Origin of the sequence: Ruegeria aquimaris (assembly GCF_025751555.1) — a bacterium.
Taxonomy (GTDB): domain Bacteria; phylum Pseudomonadota; class Alphaproteobacteria; order Rhodobacterales; family Rhodobacteraceae; genus Ruegeria_B; species Ruegeria_B aquimaris.
On record NZ_JAOWLB010000005.1, the window covers coordinates 119,365 to 139,153 of the forward strand.

Sequence of the window (19,789 nt, forward strand, 5' to 3'; positions counted from 1 at the left end):
TATACCGGCCAAATCACAAGGGGCGCAACCCGAAGTCGCGCCCGAAAACTGGTTGGATGCGTGTAGTGGGAATCGGCTGGGGGGTCAAGACGGATGGCGCGGATTCTTTGCCCTGAAGCCCTGCGCAGCCAGATCGCCTGTATGGCCCGTGCCGGGCCATGCCTCCGGCGGGGATATTTTGGGCAAGATGAAGTCATCGGTTGGCGTTCAGATAGGCCAGCATCTGCTCGGCGGCGCTGGCCGGGGTCAGGTCACCGTCGGCTGCCGCCTTGGCGAGGCGGTCCATCTCGGACCGCGCCTGGGGGCTTTCCAGCCGGGCCAGCAGGGCGTGGCGCACCTCCTGACCGAACCAGTAGCGGGCTTGTGCCGCGCGGTTGCGGGCCCAGTGCCCCTGCGCCTTGCGCCATTCGGTGAGCGTCTGCATCTCGGTCCAGGCCTCAGCCAGCCCGTGTTCCTCGACCGCCGAAACGGTCAGCGCCTTGGGGAAGTGCTCGGGGTCCTGCGGCCGTTTGCGCAAGAGGCGCAGCGCACCGGCATAGTCGGCACAGGTTCGGGTGGCGACCGGTTTCAGCGGGCCGTCGGCCTTGTTGACCAGAATCATGTCGGCCATCTCCATGATGCCGCGCTTGACGCCTTGCAACTCGTCACCGCCCGCGGGCGCCAGCAGCAGCAGGAACAGATCCGACAGTTCCGAGACCACGGTCTCGGACTGACCGACACCCACCGTCTCGATCAGCACCACGTCGAACCCCGCCGCCTCGCACAGCGCCACCGCCTCGCGGGTGCGCCGCGCCACGCCGCCCAGATGGCTCTGGCTGGGTGATGGGCGGATAAAGGCGTTGGGCTCGCGCGAGAGGCGCTCCATCCGGGTCTTGTCGCCGAGGATCGAACCGCCCGAACGGGCCGAGCTGGGATCGACCGCCAGCACCGCGACGCGCAGCCCCTGCCCGACCAGCATCATGCCGAAGCTTTCGATGAAGGTGGACTTGCCGACCCCCGGCGTGCCCGAAAGCCCGATCCTGAGCGCCTGCCGCTCGGACCGGGCCAGCCGGTCGAGCAGCGCCGTCGCCTCGGCCCGGTGGTCGGCGCGGCGGCTTTCCACCAGCGTGATCGCTCGCGCCAGCGCCCGGCGGTCGCCCGAGAGTATCCTGTCGCCAAGCTGCGTGATATCCATGCCGGTCCTCGCGAATTTTGCCCTGAATGGCGGAGCAGGCCCCGGTTTGTCCAGAGCCGACCCACGGGATGCGCCGGATTGTCCCTGTGCCGCGCGCCCGACTACCAGCGCTGGTGGTGCTGCTTCTTTCTGGTCTCAAATACTCAAATCCGCTACCGCGCGTCACAGGGAACCGCCGAATGGGACTGGACCTGCCCCCGCTGCTCTGGCGATAAGGCGGCATGACACGCCTGCCCATCGACGACGCGCTGCCCGACCTGATCGCCGCCCTGCAAGGGCGGGGCCGGGCCGTGTTGCAGGCGCCACCGGGCGCGGGCAAGACCACGCGCGTACCGCTGGCCATGCTGGAGGCCGGGCTGACGCCGGGGCGGATCGTGATGCTGGAACCGCGCCGCCTCGCGGCGCGGGCGGCTGCGGAGCGCATGGCAGAGACGCTGGGCGAGGCTGCGGGGCAGACCGTGGGCTATCGCATCCGGGGCGAGGCCAAGGTGTCCAAGGCGACCCGGATCGAGGTGGTGACCGAGGGCATCCTGACCCGGATGCTGCAATCGGACCCCGACCTGCCCGGGGTGGGCGCGGTGATCTTTGACGAGTTTCACGAACGCTCGCTGAATGCCGATCTGGGACTTGCGCTCTGCCTCGAAGTGGCGGGCGCGCTGCGCGACGACCTGATCCTCCTGGCAATGTCGGCAACGCTTGATTCCGCGCCAGTGGCGGAACTCATGGCGGCGCCGCTGGTCACCTCCGAGGGGCGCGCCTTTCCGGTCGAGACGCGCTGGCTGGACCGGCCGCTGGGCCCACAGGCGCGGCGGGTGGAGGCACTGGCCGATCTCGTCGTCCGGGCCGAGGCCGAGACCCGCGACAGCGGCGGCGGCCTGTTGGTCTTTCTGCCTGGCGAGGGCGAGATCCGGCGCGCCGAAGCGCTGTTGGCCAAACGCCTGCCGGGCGACTGCGCGGTGAGGCCGCTGTTCGGGGCCATGCCCTTTGCCGCGCAGCGGGCGGCGCTGGCGCCTGCCACGGACGGGCGCAAGGTGGTGCTCGCGACCTCGATCGCCGAAACCTCGCTGACCATTCCCGATATCCGGGTGGTGGTGGACATGGGACAAGCCCGCCGGGCGCGGTTCGACCCCGGTTCCGGCATGTCGCGGCTGGTCACCGAGCGGGTGACGCGGGCCGAGGCGACCCAGCGCGCCGGTCGCGCGGGGCGCGTGGCCGAGGGCACCTGCTACAGGCTCTGGACCCGGGGCGAGGAAGGCGCGCTGGCGGCATTTCCGCCTGCCGAGATCGAGGCGGCGGATCTGGCGAGCCTCGCGCTGGAACTGGCGCTTTGGGGGGCCGAGCCCGGAGACCTGCCGTTTCTGACGCAACCGCCCGAGGGCGCGTTTGCCGAAGCCCGGGCGCTCTTGGCGATGCTGGGCGCGCTGGACGCGCGCGGGCGCATCACAGATCATGGGCGGGTGCTGGCGGCGCTGCCGCTGCATCCGCGCCTGGGCCATATGCTGGCCGTGGCGGGGCGGCAGGCGGCACCGCTGGCGGCGCTGATGGCCGAACGCGACCCGCTGCGCGGCGCGCCGGTGGACCTTGACCTGCGTCTGGAGGCCCTGCGAGACCCGTCCCGGTTCCGACGCGAACGGCCCCATGAGCTGAACATGGGTGTGATCGACCGCATCCGGGGTGAGGTGAAGCGGCTGGAGCGGCAAGCCATCCCATCGGCAGAGGCGATGAGCCCGGCGGCGATGGCAGCGCTCGCCTATCCCGACCGGATCGGCCAGCGGCGCAAGGGCGAGGCGCCGCGCTTTGTCCTGTCGGGCGGCAAGGGCGCGGTGCTGGAGCCCGGCGAGGCGCTGGCCGCCGCGCCCTATCTGGTGGCCATCGACAGCGATGGCGACCCGCGCGAGGCGCGCATCCGCATGGCCGCGCGGATAGGTGAGGCTGAGCTGCGCGATCTGTTCGGCGATCAGATCGCCACGGTCGATCTCTGCGAATGGTCTCGGCGCGACCGCCGGGTCACGGCACGGCAACAGGAGCGGCTGGGCGCGATCACCCTGAGCGACCGGATCTGGAAGGAGGTGCCGCCGGAGGCCGTCGCCCGCGCGATGCTGGAGGGCGTGCGCGACCTTGGTCTGCGGCTGGAAGGTGCCGCCGCCCGGCTGGCGCGGCGGGTGGAACTGGTGCGCGCCGAGGGCGCGGAGCTGCCGGATTTCTCCGAAGCCGGGCTGTTGGAGAGCCTAGAGGACTGGCTGTTGCCGATGCTCTCGGGTGTGCGCAGCGCCGAGGACTGGAAGCGTTTCGACCCGCTGCCAGCGCTCAAGGCGCGGCTCGACTGGGACCAGAGCCAAGTGTTGGAGGCACGCGCGCCCGGCGCCTTTGTCACGCCGCTGGGGCGTAAGGTCCCCATTGATTATGAACACGAGGTGCCGGAAATCTCGGTCCGGCTGCAAGAGATGTTCGGGGTCACGGCGCATCCGGTGGTGGCGGGCGTGCCGCTGAAGATCACCCTCCTGTCACCCGCCCAGCGCCCGATCCAGATCACCCGCGACCTGCCCGGTTTCTGGGATGGCTCTTATGCCGATGTGCGCAAGGACATGCGCGCGCAATACCCCAAGCATCCCTGGCCCGAGGACCCACGTGCCGCCGATCCGACGCTGAGGGCCAAGCCGCGCGGCGGCACGCGGTAGTCCGGCGCCCGGTCAGTACCGGCCGGAAAGTCCGATCATCGCCTCGTGCAGGCCGGTATCGGTGGCGAAGGCCTCGGGGCAGAGTTCGAACATCTCCTGCACGAAGGCGCGGCCTGCGCGGTCCTCCTCGGCCCGGGTCTCGGGGGTGGCCGGGATGTGGCGCCGGGGCAGCGGCAGCGCAAGCAGCGCGCGCCTTAGTCCGGCAAGGATTGGAAAGCTGTCCTGCATTGTCATCTCGGCCTCCCCTGCCTGAGCATCACACAAAGAATTCTAGGTGGCGCATGAGCGGCATGGTATATTCGACGGTGTTGCGCGGTTCTTCGGAAATGAAGAGGTGGTCGTTGAACTGGTCGGACATTCGCGTCTTTCTGGCAGTCTACCGCGAGGGATCGACACTGGCCGCATCGCGTGTGCTGGGGGTGTCGCAGCCGACCGTCGCCCGCCAGATCGAGACGCTGGAGCACCAGTTGGGGCTGACGCTGTTCGAGCGCGATACCCGCGGGTTCCGCCCGACCCTGGTGGCGCGGGACCTGCTGCCGCAGGCGGAGATGCTGGAAGCCTCGGCCAGAAACCTGGAGGAGGCCGCGACCAAGGCGCGCAAGTCCAACGCCCGACCGATCCGGATTACCGCCTCGAACCGAAATTTCTCGCCGACCTTCACCCGGATCCTTGCCGAGTTCAGCGACCTGCACCCAGAGACGCGGTTTGAACTGATCGCGACCTACGACTTGCTTGACCTGGCGGCCGGAGAGGCGGATGTGGCGATCCGGATCACGCCGCAGATCACCGACGAGCGGCTGATCTGCAGCAAGCTCACCGATGTGAAATCGGCGCTTTTCGCCTCGCGCTCGTATGCCGAGCGCCGCGGGCTGCCCGCCGGGCCCGAAGATTTTGCCGGCCATTCCTTCGTGGTCTACGATCCCATGCCGGGTGCGATGCGCCTGAACCGCTGGCTAATGGAACGGATTTCTCCCGACCAGATCGTCGCGCGCTGCGGTGAACCGGAATCGGTGACCGCGAGCATCGAGGCGGGTCTGGGCATCGGTCCGGTGGCGATCTTGTATGCCATCGATTACCCGACGCTGGTGCGCTGTTTCGATCCGGTTCCGGGCACCGACACCACTTCGTGGCTGGTGATCGGCCCGGACGCCTATCGCCGCCCCGAGGTCCGGGCCTTTGCCGCCTTCTTTGCGCCACGGTTCCGCACCGCCTATGTGGCGCAGCGCGAACAGGCGATGATCGATCAGGCCTATCGGCCGGAGCGCTGAACGGGGCGAAGCAATGGGGCTCTGCCCCCTCGGCCCTTGCGGGCCTCACCCCCGGAGTATTTGTGAAAAGATGAAAAGCCGGAAGGGTCAGCCGGCGCGGATCATGTCGGCGGCTTTTTCCGCGATCATGATGACGGGCGAGGCGGTGTTGCCGCTGACGAGTTTTGGCATGATCGAGGCGTCGATCACCCGCAGACCCGACAACCCGTGCACGCGCAGGTCGGGGGCGACCACCGCCATCGGGTCGTTGCCCATCTTGCAGGTCCCTACGGGGTGAAAGATCGTGGTGGCGATATTGCCCGCCTCGCGCAAGAGGTCCGCGTCGCTGGCGATCTGCGGGCCGGGCAGGAATTCCTGGGGTGCGTAGGGGGCGAGCGCCTTGGCCGTCATGATCTGGCGGGCCTGTTTCACGGCGGCGACCGCGACCTGCTGATCGCGCGGGGCGCTAAGGTAGTTGAGGCGGATTTGCGGCTGCGGGCTGGGTTCAGCGCTGGTGATGTGGCAATCGCCCACGCTTTCCGGCCGCAGATTGCAGACCGAAACCGTGATCGCCGGAAACGGGTGCAGCGGATCGCCCAGCCGGTCGGTCGACAGGGGCTGTACGTGGTATTCCAGGTCCGGCGTTTCCAGGCTCGGGTCGGATTTGGTGAACATGCCGAACTGGCTGGGCGCCATGCTGAGCGGGCCTGACCGGGTCAGCGCATATTTCAGCGCGATGCCGATGCGGCCGGTCAGCGAATTGGCGGTCTCGTTCAGGGTCGGCGTGTTCGAGACCTTGAAGACGGTGCGTATCTGGAGGTGATCTTGCAGGTTCTCGCCCACGCCCGGCAAGTCATGCGCCGGGGTGATGCCGAGCGCCGAGAGACGTTCGGGCTGGCCGATACCGCTGAGTTCCATCAGCTTGGGCGAGTTGATGGCGCCGGCGGCTAGCAGCACCTCGGCCTGCGCCGTGGCGGTATGGTCCGCCCCGTTGTGGCGGAAGGTGACGCCGGTGACGCGCTTGCCGTCGAGGATCAGCCGCTGGGTCTCGGCCCGGGTCAGCACCCGCAGGTTGGAGCGGTTCATCGCCGGGCGCAGAAAGGCCTTGGTGGTGTTCCAGCGCACGCCGTTTCTCTGGTTGACCTCGAAGAAACCCGAGCCCTCGTTGGTGCCGCTGTTGAAATCCACTGTCGGCTCGTATCCGAACTCGCGCGCGCCCTCCTGAAAGGCGCGCAGGATCTCCCAGCTCAGGCGCTGGGTGGTGACTTTCCACTCGCCCCCGGCCCCGTGCAGGTCGCTCTCGCCCTTGTGGTGATCCTCGGAGCGGCGGAAATAGGGCAGTACGTCATCCCAGCCCCAGCCGGTATTGCCCATCTGGCGCCAGCCATCGTAGTCGGCGGCCTGTCCGCGCATGTAGATCATGCCGTTGATCGAGGTGCAACCGCCCAGCACCTTGCCGCGCGGATAGATCAGGCTGCGGCCGTTGAGGCCGGGTTCGGCGGCGGTCTTCATCATCCAGTCGACGCGCGGATTGCCGATGCAGTAGAGGTAACCCACCGGGATATGGACCCAGTGATAATGGCCCTTGCCGCCCGCCTCGAGCAGCAGCACACGGGTTTTCGGGTCGGCGCTGAGCCGGTTGGCCAGCACGCAACCGGCGGTGCCACCGCCGATGATGATGTAATCGTAATCGCCTGCAAGCTGCTCGGTCATGTCACTCTCCCTCGTTTGCCAGCTTGCCGATTGAGACGGGGGATGCAATGGGGCAATCTCCGTCGCGCGACCCGCGTTCGGCGGGTACCAACCGCGTCATGGCAAACGCCGGACACCAAGCGAACAGATATGCGGATACTCGGGCAGAAGAACTCCATCAACGTGCGCAAGGTTCTCTGGACATGCGCCGAGGTGGGGCTATCGGTGGACCGGGAGGACTGGGGCGGGCAAACGCGGCCCACGTCTGACCCCAGCTTTCTTGTCCTCAACCCGAAAGGGTTGGTGCCGGTGCTGGTGGATGGTGATCTGGTGTTGACGGAGTCGAACACGATCTGCCGCTCCGTCGCCAGCCGCCAGCGACGTGGCGACCTGTTTCCCGAAGAGGCCGCCGGGCGGGCAAGTGTCGAAGCCTGGATGGATTGGCAGATTGCCGAATTGAACACCGCGTGGCGTGCGGCGTTCATGGGGTTGGTGCGCAAGGATCCGAGGTTTGCCGATCAAGACGCGCAGAAGGCCAGTGTCCGGGACTGGAATGCCGCGATGACACTTTTGGATCGGCGCCTGTCCGCGACAGGCGCCTTTGTCTGTGGTGAGAGTTTTACCCTGGCCGATATTGTCCTCGCCCTGTCGACCAACCGCTGGAAAAGCACGCCGATGGAGCGTCCGGATTTGCCCGCGGTGGCAGACTGGATGGGACGTATGTCCGACCGGGAAGGGTTCCACTCCTATTGCCGGAATGGCCAGGCCTGACCGGAGCGCCCTGGTTCCGGTCGCCGGCCCCGTCCGGAGCCGGCCCGTATTATGCGTGATCAATCCGCGTCGTCGCCCGCGATAACCTTCCACAGGATCGCACCCAGGGCGCCGCCGATCAGCGGTGCCACCCAGAACAGCCAAAGCTGCGCCAGCGCCGGGCCATCGGCAAACAGCGCCACGCCGGTCGAGCGGGCGGGATTGACCGAGGTGTTGGTCACCGGGATCGACACCAGATGGATGAGCGTCAGGCCCAGGCCGATGGCGATGGGCGCGAACCCGGCCGGGGCGCCCTTGGACGTGGCGCCGAGGATGATGATCAGGAAGAACGCGGTCAGCACGACCTCGGTCACCAGGCCGGACATCATCGAATAGCCCTGAGGCGAGGCCGCGCCATAACCGTTGGAGGCAAAACCACCGACGCCGGTAAAGCCCGCACCGCCTGATACGATGATGTAAAGCACAAGCGCGGCCAGAATGGCGCCCACTACCTGTGCGGCCCAGTAGGGCAGCAGCAGTTTGCTGTCGAAGCGCCCCGCCACCATCAGGCCCAGCGACACCGCAGGGTTGAAATGGCCGCCCGAGATATGGCCGACGGCATAGGCCATGGTCAGAACCGTGAGGCCAAAGGCCAGGCTGACGCCCGCCCAGCCGATCCCGACATCTGCGACCCCGGCTGCCAGAACGGCGCTACCGCAGCCGCCGAGGACAAGCCAGAAGGTTCCGAAAACTTCAGCAAGTAGTTTGTTGGTCATAGAGTGCTCCCTCTGGGAAACCGGCATGAAATTACCGTCCGCGAAGGTACGTTCCGCCAGAGACAAGGGCGAAAAGCGCTTGCGGATCAGGTAGTAGGTCCAAAGAATTATTCTTGTGTCAACGTTCTTGATCTTGGTCGCAGGTGTTGGCGGGCGATGCCGGGTCGCGCCCGGACAGGGTTACCAGTCGAAATGCGCGGGCCCCGGCCTGTCGGTGCGTTCGAACCCATGACGGCCAAAGGCGTCGCGCTGGGCCTGGATCAGGTTCGCGGTACCGCGCGGTTGCGCCAGGCTGTCGGCCCAGGCCAGTGCCGCCGACAACGCCGGAACCGGCAAGGCCGAGGCCACTGCCTGTGCCACCGTTTCGCGCAAGGCGGGCAGATCGGCGGACAGCATTTCGGCGATGCCTGGCGCCAGGTGCAACGGCGCGTCAAGGGTGGTGCGCCAGATCGGCGCGAGGCGGTCGAGCAGGTCCGAACGGACGATGCAACCCGCGCGCCAGATCTCTGCGATACGGGCCAGATCGAGCGGCCAGTCATACTCGGCGGCAGCGGCGCGCAGGATGGCGAAGCCTTGCAGATGCGCGATCAGGCGGCCCGCCTGCAAAGCGCTGGCAAGCCGGTCTGAATCTACCGACATCGGCTGGACAGGCGGCACGGCGGGCCCGCGCGCCAGCCCGGACCAGGCGCGCGCGGCCACTGCCGCCTCGATCGCCGAGGCGGATTGGCCGAGGCGCAGCGCCTCGATCACGGTCCAGCGACCGGTGCCCTTTTGTCCTGCGGTATCGCGGATCATGTCGACCATCGGTTGCCCGGTCTCGGGGTCGGTGGCGGCCAGCACACGGGCCGTGGTCTCCACCAGAAACGACCTGAGCGGTCCCTTGTCCCATGCGGCGAATTGGGCGCCGATCCGGGGCGCCTCCCACCCGGCGCCATCGCGCATCAGGCCATAGACCTCGGCGATCATCTGCATATCGGCATATTCGATGCCGTTATGCACCGTCTTGACGAAATGCCCCGCCCCGTCCGGCCCCACATGCGCGACGCACGGATCGTCCCGGAATCGCGCCGCGATCGGTTCGAGCAGGGGGCGCAGGCGCACCCAGGCCTCGGGCGGGCCGCCCAGCATCATCGACGGGCCGTTGCGCGCCCCCTCCGCTCCGCCGGAAACGCCAAGACCGACAAAGCCGATCCCCTGCCCGGCCAGCGCCGCTGCGCGCCTGCGGGTATCGTGGAAATCGGAATTGCCGGCGTCGATCAGCGTGTCGCCCGGCGCGAGCAGCGGCAGGAAAGTGTCGATCATCGCATCGACCGCCGCGCCCGAAGGGATCATCAGAAGGATGAGCCGGGGCGCGGGCAGCGCACCGACCAGCGCGGCCGGGTCCGCACAGCCGGTGATCCGGTCCGCCAACGGCCCCGCCCGGTCGAGGAAGGGCGCGATCCAGTCGGCCTCGCGGTTGGTAACGGCAATGTCGATCCCCCGGCTGGCGAAATTAAGCGCCAGCGCACTGCCCATGGTTCCCAGCCCGTAGATCCCGATCCGTGGGTGCGCCATCCTGCCTCCGGTCAAGCTGTACCTGTGAGGCGAAGAATGCGCGATGCCCGTTTCACGTGCAAGCAGGCAGGCAATTTCGGCCAGAAAGAGGGATTTCTGTTGATTTTTAGCAAGAAAGATACAAATATCGGTCAGATTTCCACACGAAACAAAAACACCAATCACTATAGAGGTGGAGAGCATGAAATCGAAAGTTGCCAAGGCGTGGTCCGAACTGGTGCGTCCCATGTTGCAGCGCCCCAAGCGGGCGCAGGTGGCGGCCTTGTGCCTGCGTCCCTCGGACCGGGGGCCCGAGGTCCTGTTGATCACCAGCCTGGACACGGGGCGCTGGATCGTGCCCAAGGGCTGGCCCATCATGGGCAAGAGCGGCCCTGAAACCGCGCTTTACGAGGCCTGGGAAGAGGCGGGCGTCGCGCGCGCCGAGGTGGCCGAAGAACCGGTTGGCGTCTTTGGCTATGGCAAGCGGCGCAAGAACGGCACCGTCGAACCGGTGGAGACCTATGTCTACCGTCTGGATGTCGAGGAACAGGCCGAAGAGTTTCCCGAGGCGGGACAGCGCACCCTGCGCTGGGTCGCCCCGCAGGAAGCCGCCAACATGGTCCAGGAACCGCAATTGCAGGACCTGCTGCGGCAATTGTAACAAGCAATCGACAATTTCGTGACGGTTTGGTTGCTTTGACGCCCCGGGCGGTCTATTGGCACGTCGCGAAATCCACAGCGGGACAACGACGATGACCGAACCCAGCGCAAAACCCCAATGGGGCCGGCTGGACGCCGACCTGAACCGCATCTCGCGGATCGAGGTTGCCGCGAATTATGTGTCGCGCCCGCTTGTCGGCCCTGGTATCGCGCTGGCCTTCATCGTGGTGGCGGCCCTGGCGGCGATGGTGGCCTTTGGCCAGGCCCCCGGCGGGTTCGTGGTGGTCGCGGCCGCCGCGTTCGGCGCCTATATGGCGATCAACATCGGCGCCAACGACGTGGCCAACAACATGGGCCCCGCGGTTGGCGCAGGCGCGTTGAAGATGGGTGCGGCAATCGCGATTGCCGCGGTGGCCGAAACCGCTGGCGCGCTGCTGGCGGGGGGCGACGTGGTTTCGACCATCTCCAAGGGGATCATCGACCCGCATTCGGTCGAGGACGCCCAGGTGTTCGTCTGGGCGATGATGGCGGCGCTGATCTCCTCGGCCTTGTGGGTCAATCTTGCCACATGGGTCGGCGCCCCGGTCTCGACCACCCATTCGGTGGTGGGCGGCGTGATGGGCGCCGGGATCGCGGCAGCGGGTCTGTCGGCGGTGGACTGGTCCACCATGGGCGCGATCGTGGCCAGCTGGATCGTCTCGCCGGTGCTGGGCGGCGGTATTGCCGCGCTGTTCCTGGCGCTGATCAAGCACCGTATCCAGTACCAGCCCGACAAGATCGCGGCGGCGCGCAAATGGGTGCCGATCCTGGTTGCCATCATGGCGGGCACCTTTGCCACCTATCTGGCGGTCAAGGGGATCAAGAAGCTGGTCAAGATTGACCTTGAGATGGCCTTGCTGATCGGGCTGGGCACCGCGATTGTCGTCTGGGCGATCACTGTGCCGCTGGTGAAACGCAAATCCGCCGGGATGGAGAACCGCACCCGCTCGGTCAAGGCGCTGTTCGGCCTGCCGCTGGTGCTGTCGGCGGCATTGCTGAGTTTTGCCCATGGCGCCAATGACGTGGCGAATGCGGTTGGACCGCTGGCCGCCATCGTGCATGTAACCTCGGCGGGAAGCTTTGCCGCCAAGGTGGCGATCCCGGCCTGGGTGATGGTGATCGGCGCCTTTGGCCTGTCGTTTGGGCTGTTCCTGTTCGGGCCCAAGCTGATCCGCATGGTCGGCAGCCAGATCACCAAGCTGAACCCGATGCGGGCCTATTGCGTGGCGCTGTCGGCGGCGATCACCGTGATCGTGGCCAGCTGGCTGGGCCTGCCGGTGAGCTCGACCCATATCGCCGTGGGCGGTGTGTTCGGGGTCGGGTTCTACCGCGAATGGCACTCGGAAAAGCGGCTGCGCGCCTTGCGGGACCGCCGCCCGGTGGAAAGCCGCCTGCCGCTGGAAGAGCGTCGCCGCCGCAAGCTGGTGCGGCGGTCGCATTTCATGACCATCGTCGCGGCCTGGGTGATCACCGTACCGGCGGCGGCGCTGATGTCGGCGGTGATTTTCCTGTTACTCAATCAGTTCGTCTGAAACCGAAGGGCTCAGCCCCGGATATCCTGCGGGCTGAGGTCGGGCAGTCCGGGACCGGACATCTCGGCCTCGCGGATCAGCTCGGCCACCCGCGCGGCGAGGGGTGCGGGCCGGTCATGCGCCCGCGCCAGGCGCAGGATTTCCCCCTGAAGACTGTCGATCTCGGTCAGCCCGCCCGCCAGCAGGTCATAGGCCATCGAGGTGCGGGCGGTGGGATCGACCGTCAGCATCTGGGCGGCTATGCGCCGGAACAGCGGCGTCGGCAGGCGCAGGATAAGCGGGCTGGCCCAGGCCGGCAGCGGCGTTGTCGAGGCAACGGCGATACCCGCCGCGCGCAACACGCCCAGCGCCTCGGCCATCTGGTCGGCCATCAGGCGGCGCCAGTCGCGGTCGGCCAGTTGCTCGACAAGTGTCATCCCCGACAGCGCATTGAGCGCGTTGTTCAGGTTGACCAGCAGCTTGCCCCATTGCACCGCCTCGATCCGGGAACTTTCGGTGACCGGCAGGCCCGGAACCGAGAGCCTGCGGCCCAGATCACCGGGTCCCGCCGCGATCACGATGCCGCCGGAACTGGCGCGATGCCAGACCCCCTCGCCCGCAGGCACCACGTTGAACGGCACCATTCCCGCGCGCAGGTCGCGCTCCGGCATGGCCGCGCGCAGGAGGCGAGCGTTTTCGACCCCGTTCTGCCAGGACAGGATCGGCGCCCGTGAGGGCGCCCCCGCCGCGATATCAGCCGCGATCGCGGCTGTGGCCGGGGTCTTGACCGTGACGATCACCACCTCTGCCGCAGCCAGGCAGGCGGGATCCTCGCCCAGGGTCAGCGCATCGGCGGCGACATGGCGTTCCAGCCCCGAGTAATCCGTCACCGTCAGCCCGTGCGCCCGTACCTGATCCAGCACGCGGACGCGGCCCCACAGGGTGACATCATGCCCCCCGGCGGCCAGCAGCCCGCCACAGAAACAGCCGATAATGCCCGCCCCGGCAATGACGATCCGCATGATTTTCCCTCTTCCCCTCTGCAATCATGCGCCGGGACGGCGGAAAAAACAACGCTCAGCCCGCCCGCCTTTGGCGGCGCGCCTTCAGGCGTTCGTGGGCCTCGGGCGTGCCGTCGTGGAACGAGCCGAACCACTTGTCCCAGGGCATTTCGAGATTGCCGTAATTCACCTCGAAATAGCGGTGGTGCATCTGGTGGTGGAAGGTTCCCAGCGCAAGCGACTTGCGGTCCTTGATCAGCAGGCTCTCGTAGCCGGTATGCGAGGTGGCGGCGGTCAGGCCCTGATGTTGCAGGTGGAACAGGATGTGCAGCGGGTGCGCCGGAACAAGGAGATGAATCAGGATCGAGGAAAAGAAGAAGAACGCCTCGACCGGGTGCATCGACAGGCCGGACCAAGGGCCGACATTGACGTTGCGATGATGCAGGGCATGGGCGAGCCGGTAGAGCGGCCCCCAGTGCAGCGCCCGGTGAATCCAGTAGAAGTGGAACGAAATCCAGACCGGTGTCAGCAGGAACAGCAGCACGAACAGGACCGGGTGTTCGGACGGGATCAGGGCAGGCACCCAGCCCCGCGCCATGCCGTGAAACAGGGCGACCTCGAACAGGGTCCAGCAGCCGACACCGCTGGTCAGGGTCCAGAACATGTTGTCATGCACCTGATTGGCAAAGGTGAACTGCCTGCCCTTTGCTTGCAGCGGCCGCGCATCATAGCGGAGCCGGTCGCCCTGTCGGCGGGTCCGGAAGAAGAACAGATGCAGCCCGCCGGCGACGAGGCACATCAGGGCGAGGTTGCGCAGCCAGATCAGCACGATCCAGTCCAGCGACAGCGTCGCCATCCGGTCCATCGCCGGGGTCAGCCAGGTCCAGCTGACCCAGGCGAGTAAAAGGACCAGCACGTTCTCGGCCAGCGTCAGCCAGCGGGCCGCCAGCCACCGGGCCATGCGAACCGGATCCGGAGGCCAGCTGAAGAACGGAGAGACCGCGATGGGAACCTCGGGGATATGGGCCCAGCCCGGCAGGCGTGGTGGTTGTGTCATGTTCGATCCTCGATGGAGCGGTAAAATGGCATTGACCGAAGGTGGCATGGATCCATAAATCTGAAAAACAGAAACAAGTTTGATAATACCTCTGAAAATATGAGTTTTGCGATGGATGACCTGCGCCTCTCCTTGCGGCTTTTGCGTGCATTTATGGTCGCGGTGGACAGCGGGTCGATCACCGGGGCCGCAACCGAGCTGAACGTGGCGCCCTCGGCGGTGGCGGCGGCCATCGACCGGGTCGAAGACGAGTTCGGCGCCGCGCTGGTGGTGCGCGCCCGGGCGCGCGGGATCACGGCGACGCCTGCCGGTCGGGCGCTGGCGGCGCGGATCAGGCCTCTGATCGAAGATTATTCAAGTGTGATGAAAGAGGGCTATACCCTGGGACAGGGTTTGCAGGGAATCCTGCACATTGGGTACTACGCGCCGGTTGCGCCTGCATTCTTGCCCCGCATCTTGCAGGAAATGGCGAATGACAACCCAGATCTGCGCTTCAACTTGCAAGAATGCGACAATATCACGGCGCAAACAGGGCTTTTGAATGGCACGCTCGATGTCGCCCTTTTCGCCGGTGACGAGGTGCTTGCCGGGGTCGAGACCCGGCCCCTGCTGGATCTGCCGCCCTATGTGCTGGCGCCGCAGGGGCATGCCATCTGTCAGCTGGAGCGGCCCGGGATCAGCGACCTCAAGGACAGTCCGCTGGTGCTGCTGGACCTGCCTGTCGCCGGAGCCTATGTGCGGGGGTTGTTGCGGACGGCGGGGATCGTGCCGCAGATCGTCGCCACCGCGAGCAGTGTCGAGATGGTGCGGTCGCTGGTTGGGGCCGGGGTTGGCCTTGCGGTGCTGAACATGCGGCCCCGGACCTCGGTCAGTTACGGCGGCGATCCGCTGGTCGCGGTGCCGCTGGCGGCGGGCACAGCGCTGCACCTGGTCTCGGGACGCGCCGAAGGCGCGCCCCGCCGGATCGTACAGGCTTTCCAGGACCGGCTGCACAGCTGGTTCGGGCTGGCAGAGGCGCAGGATCTGATCACGCGCTAGCGCAGGCCTAACGCGCGGCCTCCCACCCCAGGATCAGGTTGTCCGAAGGCCAGAGCGGGCCCTTGTCCCTGCGTTCCGCCAGTACGCGCCCGCCCTGCCCGGCGTAGAAGGCCAGCGCAAGCTGGTTTTCCCGCACCACGGCCAGCACCAGACCGCGCCCGTCTTGCGCCCCCGCCATGGCCCGGGCGATGGTGAGCAGCCGACGCCCCAGCCCGGTGCGCCGGGCCTCGGTCGCCACATAGAGGTGGTTCAGTTCCATCGCGTCGCCGAACCCCTCCAGATCGCTGGCGGGCGACAGCGCGGCGAGGGCCACGGCCTCCCCCGCCCGTTCCGCGATGACGGTCGCGCCGCCCTGCGCCAGCCGGTCCCGCCAATAGGCAAGACGGCGGGCCTTGGTCAGCGCCAGCCGTACCTCGGGCGGGGCGATCCGGGCATAGGTTTCCTGCCAGACGCGGAAATGCAGGCAGGCCAGCGCCTCGGCATCGTCGGGACCGGCGAGACGCAGGGTGACGCCACCGCGGGACACGCGATGCCCGGCGGCCAGCCAGGCGGCCTCGGCCTGGGCGATCCGGGCCGCCCGCACCAGCAGGTAATCGCGGTCATGGGTCGAGGTGACGAAGATGCCCAGACCGGCGCGGGTGACCGGCTCAACGGCGGCCAGAACCACGCGGGGCTGATCGAGCGCGGCGCAGGTATCCACCTGCACGGCCTGCCAGCCGCGCGCGGCGATCTCTTCGGCCGGGACCCGGTCGGCAAGGCACAGGATCGAAACCTCGTCTGGGGCCTGGGTGACGCTCAGCAGTCCCGGCCCGGCGATCCAATAGGGCAAAGCTTCGCCGGGCGCGCGGCGGGTGACGGCATAGTCACCCTCCAGCGCGGTCAGCGCGAGATGTACGGTCATTTTCCTTTCCCGTTGCCTGCGCCGGTCAGAGACCGAGGCTCTCGTCGAGGCCGAGCATGATGTTGAGGTTCTGCACCGCCGCGCCCGAGGCGCCCTTGCCCAGGTTGTCGAGCAGCGCGATCAGCACCGCCCCGCCCGTATCGGGATTGCCATGCACCGACAGCTCCAGCCGGTTGGTGCCATTGAGGCGGCGCGGGTCGATCCGCGCGCCGTAATGGTCCGGCGCAACAACCGAGACAAAGGCGCTGCCGGCGTAATGCTCGGCCAGGGCGGAATGAAGCGCGGCGCTTTCGCCCGGCTCCAGGTGCGGCAGCGGTACCTGCACGATCATCCCCTGTTCGTAGGGCCCGACCGAGGGCACGAAGACCGGCCGCCGCGACAGGCCCACATGCGCGATGATCTCGGGCAGGTGCTTGTGCCGCTGGTCGGTGGCATAGACGAAGGGGCCGTCGGTCTGACCGCTCTGGAACTCGGCGATCATCGCCTTGCCGCCGCCGGAGTAGCCGCTGATGGCGTTGATGCTAAGCGCCGCATCGGCGGCGATCAGCCCACGCCGGACCAGCGGGTGCAACAGCGCGATGGCACCGGTTGAGTAACAGCCGGGGTTTGACACGAACTGGCCGCTGGCGATCCGGTCGCGCAGGCCGCTCTCCATCTCGGGGAAGCCGAAGACCCAGTCGGGATTGACCCGGTGGGCGGTGCTGGCGTCGATCAGTCGGGTGCCGGTGCCCGCCAGTTCGGCCACGATCTCTATCGCCGCCGCGTCGGGCAGGCAGAGAATGCCGACATCGGCCTCACCAAAGGCGGCCAGCCGGGCGTCGGTATTCTTGCGGTCGGCCTCGTCCAGAGTGACGAGACGGATATCGTCCCGCCCTTCGAGCCGGGCGCGGATCTGGAGGCCGGTGGTGCCGACCTCGCCATCGATGAAGACCTTGTGTGTCATGTTCAGTCCCCTTGTTGAGACGTGTGTAGTCGAGGATCTGGCCGGGAACCGGCCATCGTGTTTGTCCGGAGCGCGTGCCGGGGGTCAAGCCCCCAGGCACCAGCGCATGATCGCCTTCTGCGCATGCAGCCGGTTTTCCGCCTCGTCAAAGATGACCGAGTTCGGGCCATCCATCACCTCGGAGGTGGCTTCCTCCTCGCGGTGGGCGGGCAGGCAATGCATGAACAGCGCGTCGGGCTTGGCGTGGCGCATCAGCTCGGCGTTGACCTGATAGGGCCGCAACAGGTTGTGGCGGCGTTCCTTGGCCGATTGCGCGTCATGCATCGACACCCAGGTGTCGGCGACCACCAGATCGGCGCCTTCGACCGCCTTGAACGCGTCGCGTTCGATCACGATCTTCGAGCCCTTCTGGCGGGCAAAGCCCATATACTCCTCTTCCGGGTCGAACTGGGCCGGACCGGTAAAGGTGAGGTCGAAGCCGAATTGCCCGGCTGCATGCAGGAAGGACGAGCAGACATTGTTGCCGTCACCGGTCCAGACCACCTTCTTGCCGGCGATCGGGCCGCGATGCTCCTCAAAGGTCAGCACATCGGCCATGATCTGACAGGGATGGCTGCGGTCGGTCAGCCCGTTGATCACCGGCACGTTGGCATATTCGGCCATCTCGGTCAGCACGGTTTCGTCGAAGGTCCGGATCATGATCATGTCGACATAACGCGACAGCACGCGGGCGGTGTCGGCAATGGTCTCGCCATGACCCAGCTGCATGTCATTGCCCGAGAGCACCATGGTCTGCCCGCCCATCTGGCGCACACCCACGTCAAAGGAGACGCGGGTCCGGGTCGAGGGCTTTTCGAAGATCAGGGCGACCATCCGGTCCTTGAGGGGCTGTTCGTCATCCGGCGCCGCCTTGGGCCGGCCCAGGCGGGCCCGTTTCATCGCGCCGGCCTGGTCGATCATGGACCGCAGGTCGGCGGCCTCGGTCTTGTGGATATCGAGAAAGTGATTCATGTCTTTAGGCTTTCTTCTGGCCGGGGGTGGGGGCGCTGCCCCCGTCGCCTGACGGCGACTCCCCCGGAGTATTTTTGGCGAAATGAAGGTCAGGTGGCTTCGACCTGGCGGGCGGTGGCATCCAGGCGGGTGAAGGCCTCGGCGATGTCGTCCTCGGTCAGGGTGAGCGGTGGCAGCAGGCGGATCACATTGTCGGCGGCGGGGACGGTGATGACCAGGTTGTCATAGCCCGCCTTGACCACGTCGAGATTGGAGGCCTTGCATTTGAGCCCCAGCATCAGGCCGGAGCCGCGCACCTCTTCGAACACCTCCGGGTGGGCGGCGACCAGCCCTTCGAGCCGCTGACGCAGCAATGCCGCCTTGCGGTTGACCTCGGCCAGAAAGGCGGGGTCCGAGACGTGATCCATCACCGCGCAGCCCACGGCGCAGCCCAGCGGGTTGCCACCATAGGTGGATCCATGGGTGCCCGCGGTCATGCCGCTTGCCGCCTCTTCGGTGGCCAGCACCGCGCCCAGCGGGAAGCCGCCGCCGATGCCCTTGGCCACCATCATGATGTCGGGCGTGATGCCCGCCCATTCATGGGCAAAGAGCCGCCCGGTCCGGCCCATGCCGCATTGCACCTCGTCCAGGATCAGCAACAGGCCATGCTCGTCGCAGATCTGACGCAGCGCCTTCAGCTCGGCATCGGGGACCGGGCGAATGCCGCCCTCGCCCTGCACCGGCTCGATCAGGATCGCGGCGGTCCTGTCGGTGATCGCATTGGTGACCCCGTCCAGATCGCCGAAGGTGAGATGCACGAAACCGGGCAGCAGCGGGCCGAAGCCCTTGACCATCTTTTCCGACCCGGCGGCGGCGATACCGGCCGAGGAGCGGCCGTGGAAGGAACCATCAAAAGTGATGATCTCGACCCGCTCGGGCTGACCCTTGTCGTAAAAGTGCTTGCGCGCCATCTTGACCGCCAGTTCGCAGGCCTCGGTTCCGGAATTGGTAAAGAAGACGGTATCGGCAAAGGTATGTTCCACCAGTTTATCGGCCAGCGCCTGCTGTTGCGGGATCTGGTAGAGGTTGGACACATGCCACAGGTTCTGCGCCTGATCGGTCAATGCCTTGACCAGGGCGGGATGGGCATGGCCCAGCGCGTTCACCGCGATCCCCGAACCGAGGTCGAGGAAGCGTCGGCCATCCGCCTCGGTCAGCCAGGCGCCTTCGCCCTTCACGAAGTGAAGCGGCGCGCGGTTATAGGTCGGCAGGACGGACGGAATCATGGGATCATCCTTGTCTGAGGGTTATCCCCGATGCAGGGCATAGCGGGGCGGTCAGGTCAATGTCTGGAACAGGTGTTGCGCGGGAAAATCGGGCGCGCATGGATCAAACGGCCGCTCAGGCGGCTGCGCGTCGGCGTCGGAGAGACGGGATATGAGCGTGATTGATCATAGCGCGTTCCATAACGGAGGATTCGCGCAAAGAAAACCCCTTTTGGAGGGGGGAATGCAACAAATTGGAAGTCAGGCCGCGCGCCAGCGATCCAGCCGCTTCATCCCTCGGGTAAACGCCCAGGCGAGGATACGGGGCATGCCCTGCACCACCAGCGCCTCGACACAATGGGCCTGAAACTCTTCATAGGTCGCATCGGGGTGCCGAAAGGCGCCGTTTTCATAGCAGAGCGAACACCATTTGGTGCTGCGAGATCCGTCCGCCTCGCTGCCGCCGCCCGCCTGGTCCTTGCTCAGCGGCATGCCGCAGCTTTGACAGGTCTGTCCCATGATCCTTGCCCTTGA

At 66.8% G+C, this 19,789-nt stretch carries 18 protein-coding genes; 6 read left to right on the forward strand and 12 right to left on the reverse strand.

Annotated features, from left to right (window positions below; translation table 11 throughout):
- Window positions 1-193: 193 nt before the first annotated feature.
- Complete coding sequence (gene meaB / locus OE747_RS09535) at window positions 194-1,174, reverse strand: methylmalonyl Co-A mutase-associated GTPase MeaB (RefSeq protein WP_263828373.1); 981 nt, start codon at window positions 1,172-1,174, stop codon at window positions 194-196.
- A 221-nt stretch (window positions 1,175-1,395) separates the two neighbouring features.
- Between meaB and hrpB the strand changes: the two genes are divergently transcribed.
- Window positions 1,396-3,852: an ATP-dependent helicase HrpB gene (gene hrpB / locus OE747_RS09540; protein ID WP_263828374.1), complete on the forward strand. Its 2,457-nt coding sequence runs from the start codon at window positions 1,396-1,398 to the stop codon at window positions 3,850-3,852.
- 12 nt (window positions 3,853-3,864) lie between these two features.
- Here the strand turns inward: hrpB and OE747_RS09545 are convergent, their stop codons facing one another.
- Window positions 3,865-4,086, reverse strand: coding sequence for a hypothetical protein (locus OE747_RS09545; protein WP_263828375.1), 222 nt, complete (start codon window positions 4,084-4,086; stop codon window positions 3,865-3,867).
- Between the two features lie 47 nt (window positions 4,087-4,133).
- Between OE747_RS09545 and OE747_RS09550 the strand changes: the two genes are divergently transcribed.
- Window positions 4,134-5,120 (forward strand): LysR family transcriptional regulator, encoded by a 987-nt coding sequence (locus tag OE747_RS09550; RefSeq protein ID WP_263828376.1) that lies wholly within the window; start codon window positions 4,134-4,136, stop codon window positions 5,118-5,120.
- A gap of 87 nt (window positions 5,121-5,207) precedes the next feature.
- Here the strand turns inward: OE747_RS09550 and OE747_RS09555 are convergent, their stop codons facing one another.
- A complete protein-coding gene (locus OE747_RS09555; protein ID WP_263828377.1) occupies window positions 5,208-6,812 on the reverse strand; it encodes a GMC family oxidoreductase in 1,605 nt (534 codons plus the stop codon).
- Window positions 6,813-6,941: 129 nt separating this feature from the next.
- Here OE747_RS09555 and OE747_RS09560 point away from each other — a divergent pair, with 129 nt between their 5' ends.
- On the forward strand, window positions 6,942-7,562 hold the full coding sequence (locus OE747_RS09560; protein WP_263828378.1) for a glutathione S-transferase family protein: 621 nt from the start codon (window positions 6,942-6,944) through the stop codon (window positions 7,560-7,562).
- A gap of 59 nt (window positions 7,563-7,621) precedes the next feature.
- Here OE747_RS09560 and aqpZ read toward each other — a convergent pair whose 3' ends face one another.
- Together aqpZ and gndA are read right to left on the reverse strand one after the other, a co-directional pair.
- Window positions 7,622-8,317, reverse strand: a complete 696-nt coding sequence (gene aqpZ, locus OE747_RS09565; protein ID WP_263828379.1) for an aquaporin Z — start codon at window positions 8,315-8,317, stop codon at window positions 7,622-7,624.
- 180 nt (window positions 8,318-8,497) lie between these two features.
- Window positions 8,498-9,871: an NADP-dependent phosphogluconate dehydrogenase gene (gene gndA, locus OE747_RS09570; RefSeq protein WP_263828380.1), complete on the reverse strand. Its 1,374-nt coding sequence runs from the start codon at window positions 9,869-9,871 to the stop codon at window positions 8,498-8,500.
- A 181-nt stretch (window positions 9,872-10,052) separates the two neighbouring features.
- Here gndA and OE747_RS09575 point away from each other — a divergent pair, with 181 nt between their 5' ends.
- Together OE747_RS09575 and OE747_RS09580 are read left to right on the forward strand one after the other, a co-directional pair.
- Complete coding sequence (locus OE747_RS09575) at window positions 10,053-10,511, forward strand: NUDIX hydrolase (protein ID WP_263828381.1); 459 nt, start codon at window positions 10,053-10,055, stop codon at window positions 10,509-10,511.
- Window positions 10,512-10,602: 91 nt separating this feature from the next.
- Window positions 10,603-12,081 carry an inorganic phosphate transporter gene (locus tag OE747_RS09580; protein WP_263828382.1) on the forward strand — a complete coding sequence of 493 codons (1,479 nt, stop codon included), beginning with the start codon at window positions 10,603-10,605 and terminating at the stop codon, window positions 12,079-12,081.
- Between the two features lie 11 nt (window positions 12,082-12,092).
- On the opposite strand, the gene OE747_RS09585 is transcribed toward OE747_RS09580, so the two are convergent.
- Together OE747_RS09585 and OE747_RS09590 are read right to left on the reverse strand one after the other, a co-directional pair.
- Complete coding sequence (locus OE747_RS09585) at window positions 12,093-13,082, reverse strand: 2-dehydropantoate 2-reductase (RefSeq protein WP_263828383.1); 990 nt, start codon at window positions 13,080-13,082, stop codon at window positions 12,093-12,095.
- 55 nt (window positions 13,083-13,137) lie between these two features.
- Complete coding sequence (locus OE747_RS09590; protein ID WP_263828384.1) at window positions 13,138-14,118, reverse strand: sterol desaturase family protein; 981 nt, start codon at window positions 14,116-14,118, stop codon at window positions 13,138-13,140.
- A 99-nt stretch (window positions 14,119-14,217) separates the two neighbouring features.
- Between OE747_RS09590 and OE747_RS09595 the strand changes: the two genes are divergently transcribed.
- Window positions 14,218-15,156: a LysR family transcriptional regulator gene (locus OE747_RS09595; protein ID WP_263828385.1), complete on the forward strand. Its 939-nt coding sequence runs from the start codon at window positions 14,218-14,220 to the stop codon at window positions 15,154-15,156.
- 7 nt (window positions 15,157-15,163) lie between these two features.
- Here OE747_RS09595 and OE747_RS09600 read toward each other — a convergent pair whose 3' ends face one another.
- The 5 genes from OE747_RS09600 to OE747_RS09620 all read right to left on the reverse strand — a co-directional run bounded on the left by OE747_RS09600 (window position 15,164) and on the right by OE747_RS09620 (window position 19,774).
- Window positions 15,164-16,057, reverse strand: a complete 894-nt coding sequence (locus tag OE747_RS09600; protein ID WP_263828386.1) for a GNAT family N-acetyltransferase — start codon at window positions 16,055-16,057, stop codon at window positions 15,164-15,166.
- Between the two features lie 25 nt (window positions 16,058-16,082).
- Window positions 16,083-17,000 carry an N-acetyl-gamma-glutamyl-phosphate reductase gene (argC, locus tag OE747_RS09605; protein WP_263828387.1) on the reverse strand — a complete coding sequence of 306 codons (918 nt, stop codon included), beginning with the start codon at window positions 16,998-17,000 and terminating at the stop codon, window positions 16,083-16,085.
- Between the two features lie 84 nt (window positions 17,001-17,084).
- A complete protein-coding gene (gene argF / locus OE747_RS09610; RefSeq protein ID WP_263828388.1) occupies window positions 17,085-18,011 on the reverse strand; it encodes an ornithine carbamoyltransferase in 927 nt (308 codons plus the stop codon).
- Between the two features lie 89 nt (window positions 18,012-18,100).
- On the reverse strand, window positions 18,101-19,276 hold the full coding sequence (locus tag OE747_RS09615) for an aspartate aminotransferase family protein (RefSeq protein WP_263828389.1): 1,176 nt from the start codon (window positions 19,274-19,276) through the stop codon (window positions 18,101-18,103).
- Window positions 19,277-19,516: 240 nt separating this feature from the next.
- Window positions 19,517-19,774 (reverse strand): zinc ribbon domain-containing protein, encoded by a 258-nt coding sequence (locus tag OE747_RS09620; RefSeq protein WP_263828390.1) that lies wholly within the window; start codon window positions 19,772-19,774, stop codon window positions 19,517-19,519.
- Window positions 19,775-19,789: the final 15 nt, after the last annotated feature.